The following is a 17,685-nucleotide window of genomic DNA, read 5'->3' as shown; positions in this document are numbered from 1 at the left end:
TTCATTTTTTGTTATTAAATACTGAAATTACTGAGATCATTCGATCTTGATTTTATTAGTGAGCAGTATTGAACTACCACTCACTGTTATTATTATTTTGCTTGGTCGATAAGAAGGCGAGCCAGAGTACGAACCCCCATCCCCGTTGCGCCTGCTGACCACTTATTATTGGCTGATTTACGGTACGTTCCTGCGCAATCCATATGAATCCAACCTTTTTTGTAGTCGTCGACAAAGTAGGAAAGGAATGCCGCTGCTGTACTAGCACCCGGTGTGTAATCGCCAGAGCTAATGTTAGAAAGATCAGCAAAGTTTGAAGGCAGCATACCACGGTGGAAATCAGCAAGAGGCAGTGGCCACAGACCTTCTTTCTCTTGGTTGGCCGCCGTTAGCGCTTGGTGAGATAACTCATCATCAAAACTTAATAGTGCGTGGTAGTCATTGCCGAGTGCATTTTTAGCAGCGCCCGTTAGCGTTGCACAGTCGATAATCAGCTCCGGCTTTTGCTCACTCGCATACATTAAGCCATCCGCAAGAACTAAACGACCTTCCGCATCGGTATTCATGATCTCAACCGTCTTACCATTTTTGTAGGTAATGATGTCGCCCAGCTTCAGTGCGCGACCAGAGATCATGTTCTCAGCACAGCATAGAATCAGCTTGATACGCTTATTAAGACCACGTTCAATCGCCAGACCTAAACCACCAGTGATGGTTGCAGCGCCGCCCATGTCTGACTTCATTGCTGTCATGAATTGGCCCGGTTTGATGCTGTAACCACCAGAGTCAAAAGTAATACCTTTACCTACTAAACAAGCAAATACAGGTGCGTTTTCATCACCTGTTGGGTTGAAATCAAGCTGAAGCATTGCCGATGTGCGCTCAGATCCACGGCCTACTGCGTAAATACCTTGCCAACCTTCGGTTAATAGATCTTTATCTTTAACGATCTTCGCTTTAACTGTGCCTGCTGGTGCTACCGACTTAATGTATTCCGCAGCCATCGTCGCCAATTGACGAGGTGCCACCTCTTCAGCGGTTTTATTGATAATGTCACGCGTCCAATCCGTTGAGCGAATACGTGCTTCTAACTCAGCTTGTTCAGCTTCTGGAAGTGCATCCCATTCCAATGCATTCTTTTTCTTTGGTCCACGATAGCCTTGGTAGAAAGCCCATACGCTTTCTAAGTCCCAACCTTCACCACGCAGTGAAACGAATGCGATACCTTGTCCATCAAGCTTACGAGCTGCGCGTTGAACTGCGCCGAGATCGTGACCTTCACCGATATGAATGGTCGCTCCCACTTCAGAGAAGGATAAAATAGCTCTTGCTCCCCACTGAGGCTGGGCAGCTTCTTGACTTAAAAATACTGACATTTGTGTAGACATGATTGCTCCTCGTCTTAGAACCACGTTAACTGGGTGATCCTGATTATTTTTTATTAGCGTACTGATGTTAGCATTATGTAGGAGTAAAATGTCATTTTGATAAAAAAACGGACCATAAGGTCCGTTTTTTTTAGTTAAAATTGTTAACTTGGCTGAGTTTTATATCGGGCTGATGCCAATCCAAAGTCCAATCATTAGACGAGAGGATTAGTCCATCTCATCCATCCAACACAAAATAATGGCCTCTAAGATTTTCTCATTCGAGTGATTAGGCTCATCATCAAACTCTTCAAGGTCAAGCACCCACTGATGCAGATCGGTAAAACGTACGGTTTTAGGATCGGTGTCTGGGTATAAATCACACAGCTCAATTGCGATATCTCGCGAATCTATCCATTTCAAGCTCATAATACGTCCTTATATTTAGTGACGACTCCGTCATCTTTTATTATCTATATTCTAGGCCAGTTTTCTTAGCATACTTGTCTAAGCAATAGCGCTCTCAGCCACCACAGTAATTAGCCATGGCTGGGAACTGGTTGTTAATGGTCTTCAGAAGCTAAATTTAATGTGTATTTTGGAATTTCGACAACAAGATCTTCATCAGCAACTTTCGCCTGACAACCAAGGCGAGACTCCATCTCTAGGCCCCATGCTTTATCTAGCATATCATCTTCTAGATCATCACTCTCTTCTAAAGAATCGAAACCTTCACGAATCACAACGTGACATGTGGTACATGCACATGACTTTTCACATGCGTGCTCAATACCAATACCGGCCTTCAATGCAACATCAAGAACCGTCTCACCAGTTTTAGCTTCTAAAACAGCGCCTTCTGGACATAGATCTTCGTGAGGTAAAACAATAATCTTTGGCATGTTTATCTATTCTCTAACTATTAAATATTATCGACTGACTGACCTGACAGTGCAGAACGAATTGATTTATCCATACGACGAGAAGCAAAATCTTGGCTCGCTTTGTCAGTATTCTTAATTTCTAGCTCAATGGCATCAGCATCTTCACCATTACGCACTTCAATCAGAGTTTCAATCGCTTGAACAAGTTGTTGTTTACCTTGCTCATCAAGCAACTCATCGCCATCAGCTTGCATGGCAGCTATAAGCCCTTCAATCACACGATCCGCTTCAACGCGCTGCTCAGCAAGTGCGCGAGCTTGCATGTCTTCTTTAGCAAACGTCATCGAATCTTTGAGCATACTCGCCACTTCATTGTCGCTTAGGCCGTAAGAAGGCTTAACCTGAATTTCAGCTTGAACACCAGTGCTCTTTTCCATTGCGGTCACCGACAGCAGACCATCCGCATCCACTTGGTAAGTAACACGAATATGAGCAGCACCAGCTGTCATCGGCGGAATGCCTTTCAAAGCAAATCGAGCCAGTGAGCGACAGTCGTCAACCATTTCACGTTCACCTTGCACGGTGTGCACGGTCATTGCCGTTTGGCCGTCTTTGAACGTAGTAAATTCTTGTGCACGAGCAACTGGGATAGTGGTGTTACGAGGGATGATCTTTTCAACCAAGCCGCCCATGGTTTCGATACCAAGCGACAGAGGGATAACGTCCAGTAGTAGCATTTCTGAGTCAGGCTTATTGCCAACTAAGATATCCGCTTGAATCGACGCACCAATCGCAACCACTTCATCTGGGTTAATGCTGGTTAATGGCGTACGACCAAAGAAGTCACCGACCATTTCACGTACCAGCAATGTGCGAGTTGAACCGCCGACCATCACAACTTCTAGAACGTCATCCGCGTCAACTTCTGCGTCTTTTAGTGCGCGACGGCACGACAGCAGTGTTTTCTTAACTAGCGGCTTGATGATCTCTTCGAACTCTTCACGAGTTAATGAACCAGACCAGCCTAGCACTTCAACATCAACACTTTCCGCTTCAGATAAGCTAATCTTCGCTTCTGTCGCTGCATCAAGAAGAATACGGTTCTGTTCTGCTGTGAGCTCTGATAAGCCCATTTGCTGTTGGAAATGGCTCGCAACTAAATGGTCAAAATCGTCACCGCCTAATGCAGAGTCACCGCCTGTCGCCAGTACTTCAAAGACACCTTTAGATAGGCGTAGTATGGAGATATCAAACGTACCGCCACCTAAGTCGTAAACTGCGATGACCCCTTCTTTACCTGAATCGAGGCCGTAAGCAATCGCTGCCGCAGTGGGTTCATTCAGAAGACGTAATACGTGAAGGCCAGCAAGTTGCGCGGCGTCTTTCGTGCCAGCACGCTGAGCATCATCAAAATACGCAGGAACGGTAATTACCGCACCGGAAAGCTCGCCGCCTAATGTAGATTCAGCACGTTGACCTAATGCACGCAGAATATCAGCGGATACTTGAATGGGGTTTTTGTTGCCTTGCTTTGTGCAGATCACAGGCAGACCATGATCACTTTCTTCAAACTGGTATGGCAGAGATGGGTAGCGCTGTTGAATGTCTGACAGTGAACGGCCAATTAAGCGCTTAACTGAGATAATGGTATTTTGAGGATCAATCTGTGCGTTTGCACGAGCTTCATCGCCCGTCGTGTAAGACTCCGACTGATAGTGAACAACGGAAGGCAGAATACTGCGACCTTGTTGATCAACAAGCGGGCTCGCCTCACCACTGCGCACTGCTGCAACCAGTGAGTTTGTTGTTCCTAAATCAATACCCACAGCAAGCTTGTGCTGATGAGGAGCGGCGCTTTGCCCTGGTTCTGCAATCTGAAGTAGTGCCATGGATGTGTCCTTGTTATACGAACTAGCCGATCAAACGATCTTCAACTAACTCGATTTCATTCTTTAATTTTGCAATAAACTTAAGCTTTCTTACTCGGTCTGCAGCTTCTAACCACGCTTCGCTGTCGAGCTCTTGTTGGATAGCGATCAATTGCTGCTTATACATTTTGCTCACCTTGCCTTCAAATGCAAACAAAGCATCTTCAGAGTCAGAACGGCCAGCGATCTCTTCCAGCTCTTCACGCAACTCCATTTGCTCCATCAGGAACATCGGATCTTGCATGGTCTGCTGCTCACCACGAATATCTTCACCATGCTGAACTAAAAGATATTCAGCTCGGCTAATTGGGTTCTTCAACACCTGATACGCATCATTGATTTGCGCGGCTTTTTGCACGGCTAACAGGCGATCACGCTCAGAAGCAGTGGCAAACTTATCAGGGTGGAATTGGCGTTGCAGATCTCTAAACTGAGAAGAAAGAAGGCTACCATCCAGCTGAAACTGAAGTGGTAGCCCAAATAATTCGAAATGATTCATGTAACGGTGGTCCTAAGTTTAGGCTCTTTACTTAGAGCCTAATTTTATTCTTCGCTTACTATAAACGCTGTAAGCGTTTATACATTAAAGCTTTCACCACAACCACATTCGCCTTTTGCGTTAGGGTTGTTGAATTCAAAACCTTCGTTTAGGCCTTCTTTTACGTAATTAAGCTCAGTTCCGTCTAGGTAAACTAGGCTCTTTGGATCAATGATGACCTTAACACCTGAATGCTCGAACACTTGGTCTTCTTCGTTAAGCTCGTCAACGAACTCTAGTACATACGCCATCCCTGAACAGCCAGTGGTTTTAACCGCTAAGCGTAACCCGATACCTTTACCTCGGTTATCTAAGAAAGCTTGAACTCGGCTTGCCGCCGTATCTGTCATGGTGATGGCCATACTACAACCTTGTGTTTTATATAAATTGAGAGCTCAGGGGGAGCACAAAGGGTGCTCCCAAATATTGATTATTTTTCGTGATGACGAAAAAAACGATTAACGCTTCTTTTTGTAATCCGCAACTGCCGCTTTAATAGCATCTTCAGCAAGAATTGAACAGTGAACTTTCACTGGTGGCAACTCTAGCTCTTCTGCGATTTCAGAGTTTTTGATAGCAGCCGCTTCATCGATGCTTTTGCCTTTCACCCACTCAGTAACGAGTGAACTAGAAGCAATTGCGCTACCGCAACCGTAAGTTTTGAATTTTGCATCTTCGATAATACCTTCTGGCGTTACCTTAATTTGCAGCTTCATTACGTCACCACAAGCTGGCGCGCCAACCATGCCGCTACCAACGCTTGGGTCTTCTTTATCAAACGAACCTACATTGCGTGGGTTTTCGTAGTGATCAATTACTTTTTCGCTATATGCCATGATAGTTACCTCGCATCCTCTATTTCCGTGAGATTAGTGATGAGCCCACTCAACCGTGTTCAAATCAATCCCTTCTTTATACATATCCCATAGAGGAGACATGTCGCGTAATTTGTTTACCGCTACGCGAATTTGTGCAATCGCGTAGTCGATTTCTTCTTCCGTTGTAAAACGGCCGAATGAGAAACGTACCGAGCTGTGTGCCAGTTCGTCATTTAAACCCAGCGCACGTAGAACGTATGAAGGCTCCAAGCTTGCTGATGTACATGCAGAACCCGATGAAACCGCTAAGTCTTTTAGAGACATAAGTAGAGATTCACCTTCAACGAAAGCGAAGCTCACGTTTAGGTTATGAGGTACACGTTGGTCTAAATCGCCGTTCACCGTTACCGCTTCTAAATCTTGAACACCTTTCAGGAGGCGTTCACGAAGTGCTAATGCGTGATCGTAATCTTTCTGCATATCTTGCTTGGCAACAGCAAAAGCTTCGCCCATACCAACAATTTGGTGAGTCGCAAGTGTGCCTGAGCGGAAACCACGCTCATGGCCGCCGCCGTGCATTTGCGCTTCTAGGCGAATACGTGGCTTACGACGAACGTACAAAGCGCCGATGCCTTTAGGGCCGTAGACTTTGTGTGCAGAAAGAGAGATTAGGTCCACTTTCATCTCTTTTACATCTAGTGGAATTTTACCCGCAGACTGTGCCGCATCAACGTGGAAGATGATCTTGCGAGCACGACATAATTCGCCGATTGCTGAGATATCTTGGATAACACCAATCTCGTTGTTTACGTGCATGATAGAAACGAGAACCGTATCTTCACGCATTGCAGCTTGTAGCTTATCTAGATCGATAATACCATTTGCTTCTGGCTCTAGGTACGTAACCTCAAAACCTTCACGCTCTAGTTGACGGCATGGATCAAGAACCGCTTTGTGTTCTGTTTTGCACGTGATGACGTGCTTACCTTTCTTCTCGTAAAAGTGCGCTGCACCTTTGATAGCAAGGTTATCTGATTCTGTAGCACCCGATGTGAAGACAATCTCACGAGGGTCTGCATTTAGTAGATCGGCAATTTGCTCACGAGCATTATCTACTGATTCTTCTGCCTGCCAGCCATAACGGTGTGAACGAGATGCAGGGTTACCGAAGTTACCGTCCATCGTCATGCACTGAACCATTTTTTCAGCAACACGTGGATCGACTGGGCATGTAGCTGAATAGTCAAAGTAAATAGGCAGTTTCATTTTCTACTCCAATGTAAAAACTGACCGCTAAGAGCGGGCATTAACACCATTAGGCGCTGCACTAATCGTTGTAGTGCTCGTATTTTTATGTGCAAAACCATTATTAACCGCAAGATCGATATCTTGACGATCGGAAATCTCTATAACTTCGTTATCTTTCATTAGCTCCCCGAGCGTAATGTCATTTAAGAAGCTGCTAATACGGGAGCTTAGATCACGCCAAAGGGTGTGAGTTAAACAACGACTACCGCCTTGGCAGTCAGCTCGACCGTGACACTTAGTTGCATCGACAGATTCGTCTACTGCTGCAATCACTGTTCCGACAGCGATATCACTCGCGTTAGCACCTAAACGGTAACCACCGCCAGGACCACGAACACTCGCAACTAAGCCAGCTTTACGTAACTTAGAAAATAGTTGTTCTAAGTAAGATAACGAGATGCCCTGTCGCTCTGAGATATCAGCCAGAGGAACTGGGGTCTTTTGCGAATGCAGCGCTACATCTAGCATAGCTGTTACCGCATATCTTCCTTTAGATGTAAGTTTCATATCACACCGTATCCACATTGTTTATGTGGTTGGAATCTTCCCATACCCGACTAAAATGGTCAAGTATTTAGTTGACTATTTTAGTCAGGTATTTAACCCTAGCTACTTTGGGGCTTTATTTGTCGCTTTTACTCTTCTCAATAGAAGTCAAAATACCACGTAGCGTATTGATTTCTTGCAGCTCAGGACGAGCTCTACTGAAAAGACGACGTAGCTTGTTCATCACTTGACCCGGCTTATCCTTAGAGATGAATTGGGTATCAATGATCACTTTTTCAAGGTGCTCATAGAACATTTCTAGTTCTTCGTGACGAGGGTATTCATCTTGCTGTTGTGGTTGGTATTGGCTAGCGACCATATCAAGGTGTGCCACGCGCACTTCATAACTCAGAGTCTGTACCGCCATTGCTAGGTTGAGCGAGCTGTACTCTGGGTTAGCAGGGATACATACGTGATAATGGCACTTCTGAAGCTCATCGTTAGTTAAGCCGGTGCGCTCACGACCAAACACTAATGCCACTGGATGCTTCTGACCTTCAACCGCAAACTTTTGTCCGCATTCGCGAGGCTCAAGCATTGGCCATTCAAGCGTACGTGAACGTGCACTCGAACCGACGACCAAACCGCAATCTTTCACCGCTTCATCTAGCGTTGAAACGATGGTCGCATTTTCTGCGATGTCACCTGCACCCGCAGCCAGTGCTAAGGTCTGTTCGTCAACTTCACATTGAGGGTCTACAAGAACCAATTGACTCAAACCCATCACTTTCATTGCGCGAGCTGCTGATCCAATATTTCCCGAATGAGACGTACCAACCAGAACGACTTTTACATTGTCTAACATGCTATATGACACCACTTTAAAAATAATCGCGAGATATTAACACATAGCAAAGTAAAATGGTCAGACCCTTAGTGCAATATGAACCCAAGAGTTCAAAAAATAACCACTTCCCTTTTGCGAAAACTTTGGTATACTCGCCGCCGCTTTAACCTGTTCTTTAACATCTTGTGGGAAAAACCATATGCATCCAATGCTAAACATTGCGATACGCGCTGCGCGTAAAGCTGGCAACCATATTGCTAAATCTCTAGAAACAACTGATAAGATCGAATCGTCTCTAAAAGGTAACAACGATTACGTTACTAATATTGCTCAAGAAGCAGAGTACATGATCATTGAGACAATCAAAGCATCTTACCCAGAGCACAGCATTATTTCTGAAGAGAAAGGCCTGACTGAAGGTAAAGACTCTGATGTACAATGGATCGTTGACCCACTAGATGGCACCAACAACTTTGTAAAAGGTTTCCCTCACTTCTCTGTATCTATCGCAGTTCGCATGAACGGTCGTACAGAAGTCGCTTGTGTTTATGACCCAATGCTAAACGAGCTATTCACAGCTCAACGTGGCGCTGGCGCTCAACTTAACAACGCTCGTATGCGTGTAACTCAACTGAAAGACCTTCAAGGTACTGTTCTAGCGACGGGTTTCCCATTCAAACAAAAACAACACTCTGAATCTTTCATGAAGATCATCTCTGGTCTATTCATTGACTGTGCTGATTTCCGCCGTACAGGTTCTCCTGCTCTTGACCTATGTTACCTAGCAGCTGGCCGTGTTGATGGTTACCTAGAGCTTGGTCTTAAGCCATGGGATCTAGCTGCTGGCGACCTAATCGCTCGTGAAGCTGGTGCTATCATGACTGACTTTGCTGGTGGTACTGATTACATGACGTCTGGTAATGTTGTTGCTTCAAGCGCACGTGGTGTTAAGTCTATTCTTAAGCACGTTCGTGAGCACGCTAACGAAGGTATGCTGAAGTAATTCAGACCTTACGTTAACGCTCCCTGTTTAAAGGGACTACCGAAATTCTAAAGCCTCGCAATTTGCGAGGCTTTTTTACATCTGCGATTTGAGATACGAGAATGGTGGCTCTTGGTTACAGTAAGTGCAACTCAACTCGCCGATAAGTTACGTTGAGCTTATCGACAAAATACAGACGTAAAAAAAACCGCTAGTTGCCTAGCGGTTTTTTTAGTTTAGCGAAACTTATTAAGCCAAGGCCTAAGGCATCTCATCAAACTCTTCACCTTCTTTGTCCACTTGTGGTGGCATTAGGTGTTCACGCGCAATACCTAACTTCATCGCCACTGCAGATGCTACGTAGATAGAAGAGTAAGTACCAATCGTAATACCCAGTAGAAGCGCAGTCGCAAAGCCGTGAATCATAGCGCCACCTTGTGCAAACAGTGCGATAACTACGAATAACGTGGTACCAGAAGTGATCAAGGTACGGCTCAATGTTTGTGTAATTGAGCTGTTCAGCACTTCAGGCGCTTCCCCTTTACGCATCTTACGGAAGTTCTCACGGATGCGGTCGAATACAACAATGGTATCATTGAGAGAGTAACCAACAACCGTTAGCAAGGCTGCTACGATGGTAAGGTCGACCTCAATTTGCATTAGAGAGAACACACCCAGGGTGATGATAACGTCGTGCGCCAGTGCGAGTACCGCACCCGCAGCCAAACGCCATTCGAATCGCACCGATACGTAAATCAAGATACAAATAAGAGAAACAAGGATAGCAAGACCACCCGCTTCTGTTAATTCGTCACCCACGTTAGGGCCAACGAATTCGATACGACGCATTTCAACTTGCTCACCAGTACCGCTCTCAATCGCAGAAAGGATCTGGTTACCCAGTGTTTCGCCCGCTACGCCTTCACGTGGACGTAAACGAACCATTACATCACGAGCTGAACCGAAGTTCTGTACCGTTGCATCGCCAAAGCCTTCAGCTTCTAGTGCGCTACGGATATCAGGAAGGTGTGCCGGTTGTTCAAAACCAACTTCAATCAGAGTACCGCCTGTAAAATCTAGTCCCCAGTTTAACGATTTCGTTGTTAGGGTAAAGATAGCCGTACCAATCATTAAGATAGATAAAACAAACGCCACTTTTGACCAACGCATAAAGTCGATCATTTTGTCTGCTTTTAGAATCTGAAACATATTAATTCCTAGCCTTAGATCGACAATTTTTTAACGCGTTTACCGCCATACATCAGGTTCACGATACAACGTGTTCCGATAATAGCTGTAAACATAGAGGTCAAGATACCGATAGACAGCGTTACCGCGAAGCCCTTGATAGCACCTGTACCTACAGCGAATAGAATGATTGCTGTTAGTAGTGTGGTGATATTGGCATCGGCAATAGTACTGAATGCGTTTGCGTAACCTTGGTGAATCGCTTGCTGCGGGCTGCGTCCCTCTCGAATCTCTTCACGTATACGCTCGAAGATCAGAACGTTTGCATCAACCGCCATACCAACGGTCAATACGATACCGGCAATGCCTGGTAAGGTCATGGTTGCCCCCGGAATCATCGACATAACGCCGATAATTAACACCAAGTTCGCCATTAACGCAATGTTCGCGATAAGACCAAAGCGACGGTAGTAAAGCAGCGTAAACAACATAACTGCAGCCATACCCCAAACCATCGCCATGATACCCATATCGATATTTTGCTGACCCATAGATGGACCAATCGTACGTTCTTCTACAATCGAAATAGGCGCAATTAAGGCACCAGCACGCAGTAGAAGTGCTAAATTATGAGCTTCAGCCGCTGAGTCGATACCTGTAATACGGAAGTTACGGCCAAGTGCAGATTGAATCGTTGCTTGGTTAATCACTTCTTCGTGCTTACTTAAGATAACGCGGCCTTCCGGTGTTTTACGACCGCTGTCTTTGTACTCTGCAAATACCGTCGCCATAAGCTTACCGATATTTTGACGAGAGAATGCAGACATCTTGCTACCACCTTCGCTGTCTAGCGAGATGTTAACTTGTGGACGACCATACTCATCAACACTTGAACTTGCATCTGTAATACTTGAACCGCCTAAGATAACGCGCTTCTTAAGTACCACAGGGCGACCATCACGATCTTCCTTTATTTCGCTACCCGCTGGGGCACGACCAGAAACGGCAGCGGCTAAGTCAGCACTGCTATCAACTTCTCGGAATTCAAGCGTTGCCGTCGCGCCAAGAATTTCTTTAGCACGCGCTGTGTCTTGAACACCAGGTAACTCAACAACGATACGGCTAGCCCCTTGACGTTGAACCAAAGGCTCAGCAACACCAAGTTCGTTAACACGGTTACGTAGAATGGTAATATTCTGCTCTACCGCATAATTACGGATCTCTTGAAGACGAGCATCCGTGAAATTAGCAACCAAAGAGAAGCGACCGTTAGATTCAGAATCTACAAACGTCATGTCTTGGTGCTTAGATTGCAGTAGTGATTTCGCTTGAGCAAGCTGCTCTTCATTACGTAGCAGCACTTCAACCGCATCTTTACCCGATGGGCGAATCGCACGGTAACGGATTTTCTCTTCACGAAGTTCACTGCGGAAGGCTTCTTCTTGCTGACCAACCAGCTTTTGCATTGCCGCGTCCATATCCACTTCCATCAAGAAGTGAACACCACCACGTAGGTCAAGACCAAGCTTCATTGGTGCAGCACCAATAGATTCAAGCCAGTGTGGAGTAGAAGCCGCTAGGTTTAAAGCAACGATTACGTCTTCGTCTAAAGCTTCTGTGATGACATCACGGGCACTAATTTGAGAATCTGTGTCGTTAAAGCGAACAAGAATGGAACCGTCTTCGAGAGCAACGGATTTAGTAGAAAGGTTTTCTGCTTCAAGAGCATTGGTGACAGCATCCAGCGTAGACATATTTACAGAGGCGCCACGCGCCCCTGTAACTTGAACTGCCGGATCTTCACCGTATATATTCGGAAGTGCGTACAACGCAGCGATAGCAATAGTAAACACTACCATCAAGTACTTCCATAACGGGTAACGGTTTAGCACAGCGAGGATCCTCTAGCTGTTTATAGAGATTTCAGAGTACCTTTAGGTAGCACTGCTGTAATGAAGTCTTTCTTGATAACGACTTCGTTGTTTACGTTCAGTTCGATAGCAACGTAGTCGCTGTCTTCTGCAATCTTAGTGATCTTACCGATAAGGCCACCGCTTGTAAGAACCTCATCGCCTTTACCCATTGAAGCCATAAGGTTCTTATGCTCTTTAACACGCTTAGCTTGTGGGCGGTAAATCATGAAGTAGAAGATCACTGCGAACATACCTAGCATGATAAGCATTTCGAAACCGCCGCCTGCTGGTGTACCTTCTGCTGCTGCGTGAGCTTGAGAAATAAACATTTAAAACATCCTCTATTATATTTTCGTAATTGTTTGTCTAATTGGGTTGCATCCCTTCATTTTCAAGCCCTAGCTCTCGTAAAAGAGATAGGGCTCGCAAAAAAGAAATACTAAGATTCTTTGCCTAGTGGTGGCACTTCACGCCCCATTCTTGCATAGAATTCTGCAACGAACTCTTCAAAGCGGTCTTCATCGATCGACTGACGAATGTCAGACATGACTCGCTGGTAGAAACGCAGGTTGTGAATCGTGTTCAATCGAGCACCTAGAATTTCGTTACAACGATCCAAATGGTGTAAGTACGACTTACTGTAGTTCTTACAAGTGTAACAGTCACACTCTGAATCTAGTGGTGTTGTATCGGTTTTATGCTTCGCATTACGGATCTTGATCACACCTTCAGTCACAAACAGGTGGCCGTTACGTGCATTTCGCGTTGGCATAACACAGTCAAACATGTCGATACCACGACGAACGCCTTCAACTAGGTCTTCAGGTTTACCAACGCCCATTAGGTAACGTGGCTTATCTTCAGGCAATTGAGGGCAAGTGTGCTCAAGAATACGGTGCATGTCTTCTTTTGGCTCGCCTACTGCTAGGCCGCCCACAGCGTAACCGTCAAAACCAATGTCTGTTAAGCCTTTAACGGATACATCACGCAGGTCTTCGTACACACCACCTTGAACAATACCGAACAATGAGTTCGGGTTTTCTTGCTTATCAAAATGATTACGTGAACGCTGAGCCCAACGAAGAGACATCTCCATTGAGTCTTTAGCTTCTTTATGCGTCGCAGGGTAAGGCGTACACTCATCGAAGATCATGACGATGTCTGAACCTAGATCCTTTTGGATTTCCATCGACTTCTCAGCGTCCATGAAGATCTTGTCACCGTTTACAGGGTTACGGAAGTGAACACCCTCTTCAGTGATTTTACGCGTAGCACCTAGGCTGAATACTTGGAAACCACCTGAATCAGTCAGGATCGGCCCTTTCCAGTTCATAAAGTCGTGCAAGTCACCGTGCAATTTCATGATCTCTTGACCAGGACGTAGCCATAGGTGGAAAGTATTACCCAAAAGGATTTCAGCACCTGTGTCTTTCACTTCTTCAGGCGTCATACCTTTTACGGTACCGTAAGTACCAACAGGCATGAATGCTGGCGTTTCAACAGTACCGCGTTCAAACTGAAGTTGACCACGACGTGCGCCGCTATTAGTTTTTTTAAGTTCGTATTTTAATTTCACGAAACCTCCGATATGCCAGAGAAACAATCTGACTGTTAATTCAGAGCTTTAGTCTAAACGAAAGTTCAGTCTAATGAGCTCTATGAGGAGCGGTCGCGTAATCCTTGCGAGAGATTAGACAGATACCCTGCCCGGCTCCTAGCGTACTGCTAGCACTCGTAAATATAATATGTGTATCGCTTATAAACCGCTAAAATTAGCTGGTTTTCTTGTTGATGAACATCGCATCACCGTAGCTAAAGAAACGGTATTCGTTCTTCACTGCGTGATCGTAAGCGGCCATCACATTGTCGTAACCTGCAAATGCACTTACCAACATAATCAATGTTGATTCTGGTAAATGGAAATTGGTGATCAAGCAATCCACCAGCTGGTATTGATAGCCAGGGAAGATGAAGATTTCAGTATCACCAAAGAAAGGAACGAGCTCAGTGCCATTCTTCAATGCATCTTGTGCTGCACTTTCTAGTGAACGTACCGATGTGGTCCCCACAGCAATAATACGGCCGCCGCGCGCCTTTGCTGCCGCTACGGCGTCCACCACATCTTGCGGTACTTCAACGTACTCAGCATGCATGTGGTGATCATTGATGTTGTCCACTTTAACCGGCTGGAATGTACCCGCGCCCACGTGAAGCGTCACGTAAGCAAACTCAACACCCTTTTCTTTCATGTCAGCCATAAGCTTGTCATCAAAGTGAAGGCCTGCAGTTGGCGCTGCAACCGCACCCGGCTTTTCATTATAAACCGTCTGGTAGCGCTCTTTATCTGCATCTTCATCGGGACGATCGATATAAGGGGGCAGTGGCATATGACCAACACTGTTCAGGATCTCTAGAACACTTTGATCGGATGTGAAATGGATTTCAAATAACGCATCGTGACGCGCCACCATTTCAGCTTCATATTCATCGTTCTCACCAAGGAACAGCTTGGTGCCCGGCTTCGGTGATTTAGAGCAGCGAACGTGCGCCAGAATGCTTTTCTCATCAAGCATACGCTCAACGAGTACCTCTAGTTTACCGCCTGATGCCTTACGACCGAAGACACGAGCAGGAATCACTCGGGTGTTATTGAAAACGACAAGATCGCCTGGCTCAACCAAGTCTAAAACGTTTTTAAACGAACCGTCTGTCAGGTTGCCATTATTGCCATCTAATTGTAATAGGCGGCTTGCAGTACGCTCTTCTTGAGGGTAGCGAGCAATAAGTTCATCTGGTAGGTCAAAATGAAAATCTGAAACTTGCATGTGTCTAGTCTTGTCTTAGTTGATGAGATTTGTACCGTTGACGAATCATAAATCGTTGTCGCTAATACAGCGTTACAGTAAGTTAATCGCTACCGTAAACACATCGCAAACACGACTAAAAATTTCGCAGTGGGGTAGTATAGGCACACAGGCCGCAATAGCAAGGTTTACAGCCATGGATTATTGTAAACAGGCGTAAAATAACCCACTCAATTCCCCTTTCCAAGTTCGAGATTTTAGTTGCATCAAACTCACTCAAAAATGCGTCAGCTCTCAGTTATTTTTTAGAGAAATAACTATAGTGATCGTAACAAATAGAAAATAAGGAGGTTCGTATGATCAAGGTTGAAGATATGATGACTCGCAACCCTCATACCCTATTGCGTTCGCACTCATTGGCCGATGCTAAACACATGATGGAAGCACTGGATATTCGCCATATTCCGGTCGTCGATGCCGATAGAAAGCTACTTGGCGTTGTAACACAACGAGACGTGCTAGCCGCTCAAGAGTCTAGCCTGCAAAACATCCCGCAAGCTCAATCTTTTACGCTTGCTACTCCTCTCAACGACATCATGCACAAGAGCGTCATGTCTGTAGAGCCGAGAGCCGGGCTAAAAGAGTCGGCTATCTATATGCAAAAACACAAAGTGGGCTGCTTACCTGTCGTAGAAAACCACGAGTTAGTCGGCATTATTACCGACAGTGATTTTGTGACGATAGCGATCAATTTGTTAGAGCTGCAGCAAGAAGTCGAGTAACGATTAGAAAACATGAAAAAAGCGGCTTAGCTGGCCGCTTCTAAGTGATGTTTTATACCGATGAAAAAAAGCTTTCAAAGTAGCTCAGACACCACATCCGCTAGCTGATGAAAGGTTTCGCGACGCGACGAGCTTGGTCGCCAAACCAAGCCGATATCTCGATAAGCCTGTTGCCCGGGCGGATCAATTACCACCAAATTTTGATTTTCTAACAAACCGTGATCTATCGCCATTTGCGGAATAAAGGTAGTACCTAAACCATTGGCCACCATTTGCACCAATGTATGAAGGCTCGTTGCAGTGAACGGGTTGATCTTCTCTTTATCTGTTAACTTACAAGCCGACACTGCATGCTCGGTTAAGCAGTGTTCGTTCTCCAACAAGAATACAGATTCATCTGGCAAATCGTCATATTTAATCGGAACACGAATACCGTCCGCTTGATGACGGCTGATCACCATTCGAAAAGGATCTTGCCCAACCACTTGGCTTTCCATATTGTCAATGTCGACCGGCAAAGCCAGAATCAGTACATCCAACTCACCATTACGCAGCGCCGCCAATAGGTTAGTTGTCGTGTCTTCCCGTAACAATAAGTTCAACTGTGGAAAGCGCTGGTTGGCTTCTTGTACTAAATCGCATAAAAGGAAAGGAGCAATGGTCGGAATACACCCGACTCGCAACTGCCCTTGCATCGCGTCTCCATTACATAGGTTTCCAAGTTCGACCAAGTCTTGCCCTTTTGCCAGCAGATCTCGTCCATGCTTGACCACCAGCTCACCCGCTTGAGTGAAAACCAATGGGCTCTTTTTATCTTTCTTCTCATAAAGTGGGCAACCAATGAGTTCTTCTAGGTTTTGAATACCTTTACTCAACGTCGATTGACTGACGAAGCAACGATTGGCTGCATCACTGAAGTGACGTGTTTCGTGAAGCGTAACAAGATAGTGAAGCTGCTTAAGACTTGGCCATTTATTCATGAAATTACTTTGTAATATGAGTAGGATAAGTTACGTAAAGGTCATTTGACCTAAAGACTGGACAAAGAATAATCTCATCGTTTTTTTCGATGAGCTTAATCTATTTAATTCGCTTTTTTCTATAGTACCGATTGTACTATAGTTTGTCGCGTAGAAACGGAGCCCAAACAAAGATGTGTTGGGCCAACTAATTTTTAGGAGATTCCAAAATGGTACTAGTAGGTCGTCAAGCCCCTGACTTTACTGCAGCAGCTGTTCTAGGTAACGGTGAGATCGTTGATAACTTCAACTTCGCAGAATTCACTAAAGGTAAGAAAGCGGTTGTTTTCTTCTACCCACTAGACTTCACTTTCGTTTGTCCTTCAGAGTTAATCGCTTTCGACAACCGTCTAGAAGATTTCCAAGCCAAAGGCGTTGAAGTAATCGGTGTTTCTATCGATTCTCAATTCTCTCACAACGCATGGCGTAACACTGCTATCGCTGACGGCGGTATTGGTCAAGTTAAATACCCTCTAGTTGCTGACGTTAAGCACGAGATCTGCAAAGCATACGATGTTGAGCACCCAGAAGCAGGCGTTGCTTTCCGTGGTTCTTTCCTAATCGACGCTGACGGCCTTGTACGTCACCAAGTAGTTAATGATCTTCCACTAGGTCGTAACATCGACGAAATGCTACGCATGGTAGACGCACTAAACTTCCACGAGAAGAACGGTGAAGTTTGTCCTGCACAATGGGAAGAAGGTAAATCAGGTATGGACGCATCGCCAAAAGGTGTTGCAGCATTCCTATCTGAGCACGCTGACGACCTAAGCAAGTAATTACCTCTTAAGCCCGACTCAACACGGGTTAATGGTTGGATG

19 protein-coding genes are annotated in these 17,685 nt (G+C 45.3%); 3 read left to right on the top strand and 16 right to left on the bottom strand.

What is annotated here, in order from left to right:
• Positions 1–92: 92 nt before the first annotated feature.
• The 10 genes from pepB to trmJ form a co-directional block, all read right to left on the bottom strand.
• Positions 93–1,388, bottom strand: a complete 1,296-nt coding sequence (gene pepB, locus Q1A70_RS02405) for an aminopeptidase PepB (protein ID WP_299686646.1) — start codon at positions 1,386–1,388, stop codon at positions 93–95.
• Positions 1,389–1,595: 207 nt separating this feature from the next.
• Positions 1,596–1,796, bottom strand: a complete 201-nt coding sequence (gene iscX / locus Q1A70_RS02400; protein WP_004740335.1) for a Fe-S cluster assembly protein IscX — start codon at positions 1,794–1,796, stop codon at positions 1,596–1,598.
• Between the two features lie 134 nt (positions 1,797–1,930).
• Positions 1,931–2,269: an ISC system 2Fe-2S type ferredoxin gene (fdx, locus tag Q1A70_RS02395; protein ID WP_004740336.1), complete on the bottom strand. Its 339-nt coding sequence runs from the start codon at positions 2,267–2,269 to the stop codon at positions 1,931–1,933.
• A 20-nt stretch (positions 2,270–2,289) separates the two neighbouring features.
• A complete protein-coding gene (gene hscA / locus Q1A70_RS02390) occupies positions 2,290–4,140 on the bottom strand; it encodes a Fe-S protein assembly chaperone HscA (RefSeq protein ID WP_299686649.1) in 1,851 nt (616 codons plus the stop codon).
• A 22-nt stretch (positions 4,141–4,162) separates the two neighbouring features.
• Positions 4,163–4,678, bottom strand: coding sequence for a co-chaperone HscB (gene hscB, locus Q1A70_RS02385; protein WP_299686651.1), 516 nt, complete (start codon positions 4,676–4,678; stop codon positions 4,163–4,165).
• A gap of 77 nt (positions 4,679–4,755) precedes the next feature.
• Complete coding sequence (gene iscA, locus Q1A70_RS02380) at positions 4,756–5,079, bottom strand: iron-sulfur cluster assembly protein IscA (protein ID WP_299686653.1); 324 nt, start codon at positions 5,077–5,079, stop codon at positions 4,756–4,758.
• A gap of 96 nt (positions 5,080–5,175) precedes the next feature.
• Positions 5,176–5,553, bottom strand: a complete 378-nt coding sequence (gene iscU, locus Q1A70_RS02375; protein ID WP_004740340.1) for a Fe-S cluster assembly scaffold IscU — start codon at positions 5,551–5,553, stop codon at positions 5,176–5,178.
• Positions 5,554–5,586: 33 nt separating this feature from the next.
• Positions 5,587–6,801: an IscS subfamily cysteine desulfurase gene (locus Q1A70_RS02370; RefSeq protein ID WP_299686657.1), complete on the bottom strand. Its 1,215-nt coding sequence runs from the start codon at positions 6,799–6,801 to the stop codon at positions 5,587–5,589.
• 27 nt (positions 6,802–6,828) lie between these two features.
• Positions 6,829–7,350 (bottom strand): Fe-S cluster assembly transcriptional regulator IscR, encoded by a 522-nt coding sequence (gene iscR / locus Q1A70_RS02365; protein WP_299686659.1) that lies wholly within the window; start codon positions 7,348–7,350, stop codon positions 6,829–6,831.
• 115 nt (positions 7,351–7,465) lie between these two features.
• Positions 7,466–8,194, bottom strand: a complete 729-nt coding sequence (gene trmJ / locus Q1A70_RS02360; RefSeq protein ID WP_299686661.1) for a tRNA (cytosine(32)/uridine(32)-2'-O)-methyltransferase TrmJ — start codon at positions 8,192–8,194, stop codon at positions 7,466–7,468.
• Between the two features lie 181 nt (positions 8,195–8,375).
• Here trmJ and suhB point away from each other — a divergent pair, with 181 nt between their 5' ends.
• A complete protein-coding gene (suhB, locus tag Q1A70_RS02355) occupies positions 8,376–9,179 on the top strand; it encodes an inositol-1-monophosphatase (protein ID WP_299686663.1) in 804 nt (267 codons plus the stop codon).
• Positions 9,180–9,419: 240 nt separating this feature from the next.
• Here the strand turns inward: suhB and secF are convergent, their stop codons facing one another.
• The 5 genes from secF to queA all read right to left on the bottom strand — a co-directional run bounded on the left by secF (position 9,420) and on the right by queA (position 15,084).
• Positions 9,420–10,367, bottom strand: a complete 948-nt coding sequence (secF, locus tag Q1A70_RS02350; RefSeq protein WP_299686665.1) for a protein translocase subunit SecF — start codon at positions 10,365–10,367, stop codon at positions 9,420–9,422.
• A gap of 14 nt (positions 10,368–10,381) precedes the next feature.
• Positions 10,382–12,238 carry a protein translocase subunit SecD gene (gene secD / locus Q1A70_RS02345; protein ID WP_299686667.1) on the bottom strand — a complete coding sequence of 619 codons (1,857 nt, stop codon included), beginning with the start codon at positions 12,236–12,238 and terminating at the stop codon, positions 10,382–10,384.
• Positions 12,239–12,258: 20 nt separating this feature from the next.
• Positions 12,259–12,588, bottom strand: a complete 330-nt coding sequence (yajC, locus tag Q1A70_RS02340; protein ID WP_299686669.1) for a preprotein translocase subunit YajC — start codon at positions 12,586–12,588, stop codon at positions 12,259–12,261.
• 110 nt (positions 12,589–12,698) lie between these two features.
• Positions 12,699–13,835 (bottom strand): tRNA guanosine(34) transglycosylase Tgt, encoded by a 1,137-nt coding sequence (tgt, locus tag Q1A70_RS02335; protein WP_299686671.1) that lies wholly within the window; start codon positions 13,833–13,835, stop codon positions 12,699–12,701.
• Between the two features lie 196 nt (positions 13,836–14,031).
• Complete coding sequence (queA, locus tag Q1A70_RS02330; RefSeq protein WP_299686673.1) at positions 14,032–15,084, bottom strand: tRNA preQ1(34) S-adenosylmethionine ribosyltransferase-isomerase QueA; 1,053 nt, start codon at positions 15,082–15,084, stop codon at positions 14,032–14,034.
• 335 nt (positions 15,085–15,419) lie between these two features.
• Here queA and Q1A70_RS02325 point away from each other — a divergent pair, with 335 nt between their 5' ends.
• Positions 15,420–15,845 (top strand): CBS domain-containing protein, encoded by a 426-nt coding sequence (locus Q1A70_RS02325; protein WP_299686675.1) that lies wholly within the window; start codon positions 15,420–15,422, stop codon positions 15,843–15,845.
• 74 nt (positions 15,846–15,919) lie between these two features.
• Here the strand turns inward: Q1A70_RS02325 and Q1A70_RS02320 are convergent, their stop codons facing one another.
• The gene (locus Q1A70_RS02320; protein WP_299686677.1) at positions 15,920–16,825 is read right to left on the bottom strand and encodes a hydrogen peroxide-inducible genes activator; all 906 of its coding nucleotides are present in this window, start codon (positions 16,823–16,825) and stop codon (positions 15,920–15,922) included.
• Positions 16,826–17,034: 209 nt separating this feature from the next.
• Between Q1A70_RS02320 and Q1A70_RS02315 the strand changes: the two genes are divergently transcribed.
• Positions 17,035–17,643, top strand: coding sequence for a peroxiredoxin C (locus tag Q1A70_RS02315; RefSeq protein WP_004740353.1), 609 nt, complete (start codon positions 17,035–17,037; stop codon positions 17,641–17,643).
• The last annotated feature ends 42 nt before the right edge of the window (positions 17,644–17,685 follow it).

Source organism: uncultured Vibrio sp. (assembly GCF_947488985.1).
Taxonomy (GTDB): Bacteria; Pseudomonadota; Gammaproteobacteria; order Enterobacterales; family Vibrionaceae; genus Vibrio.
Note: the sequence above shows the minus strand (reverse complement) of the source record. Positions and strands in the feature narration are given on the sequence as shown.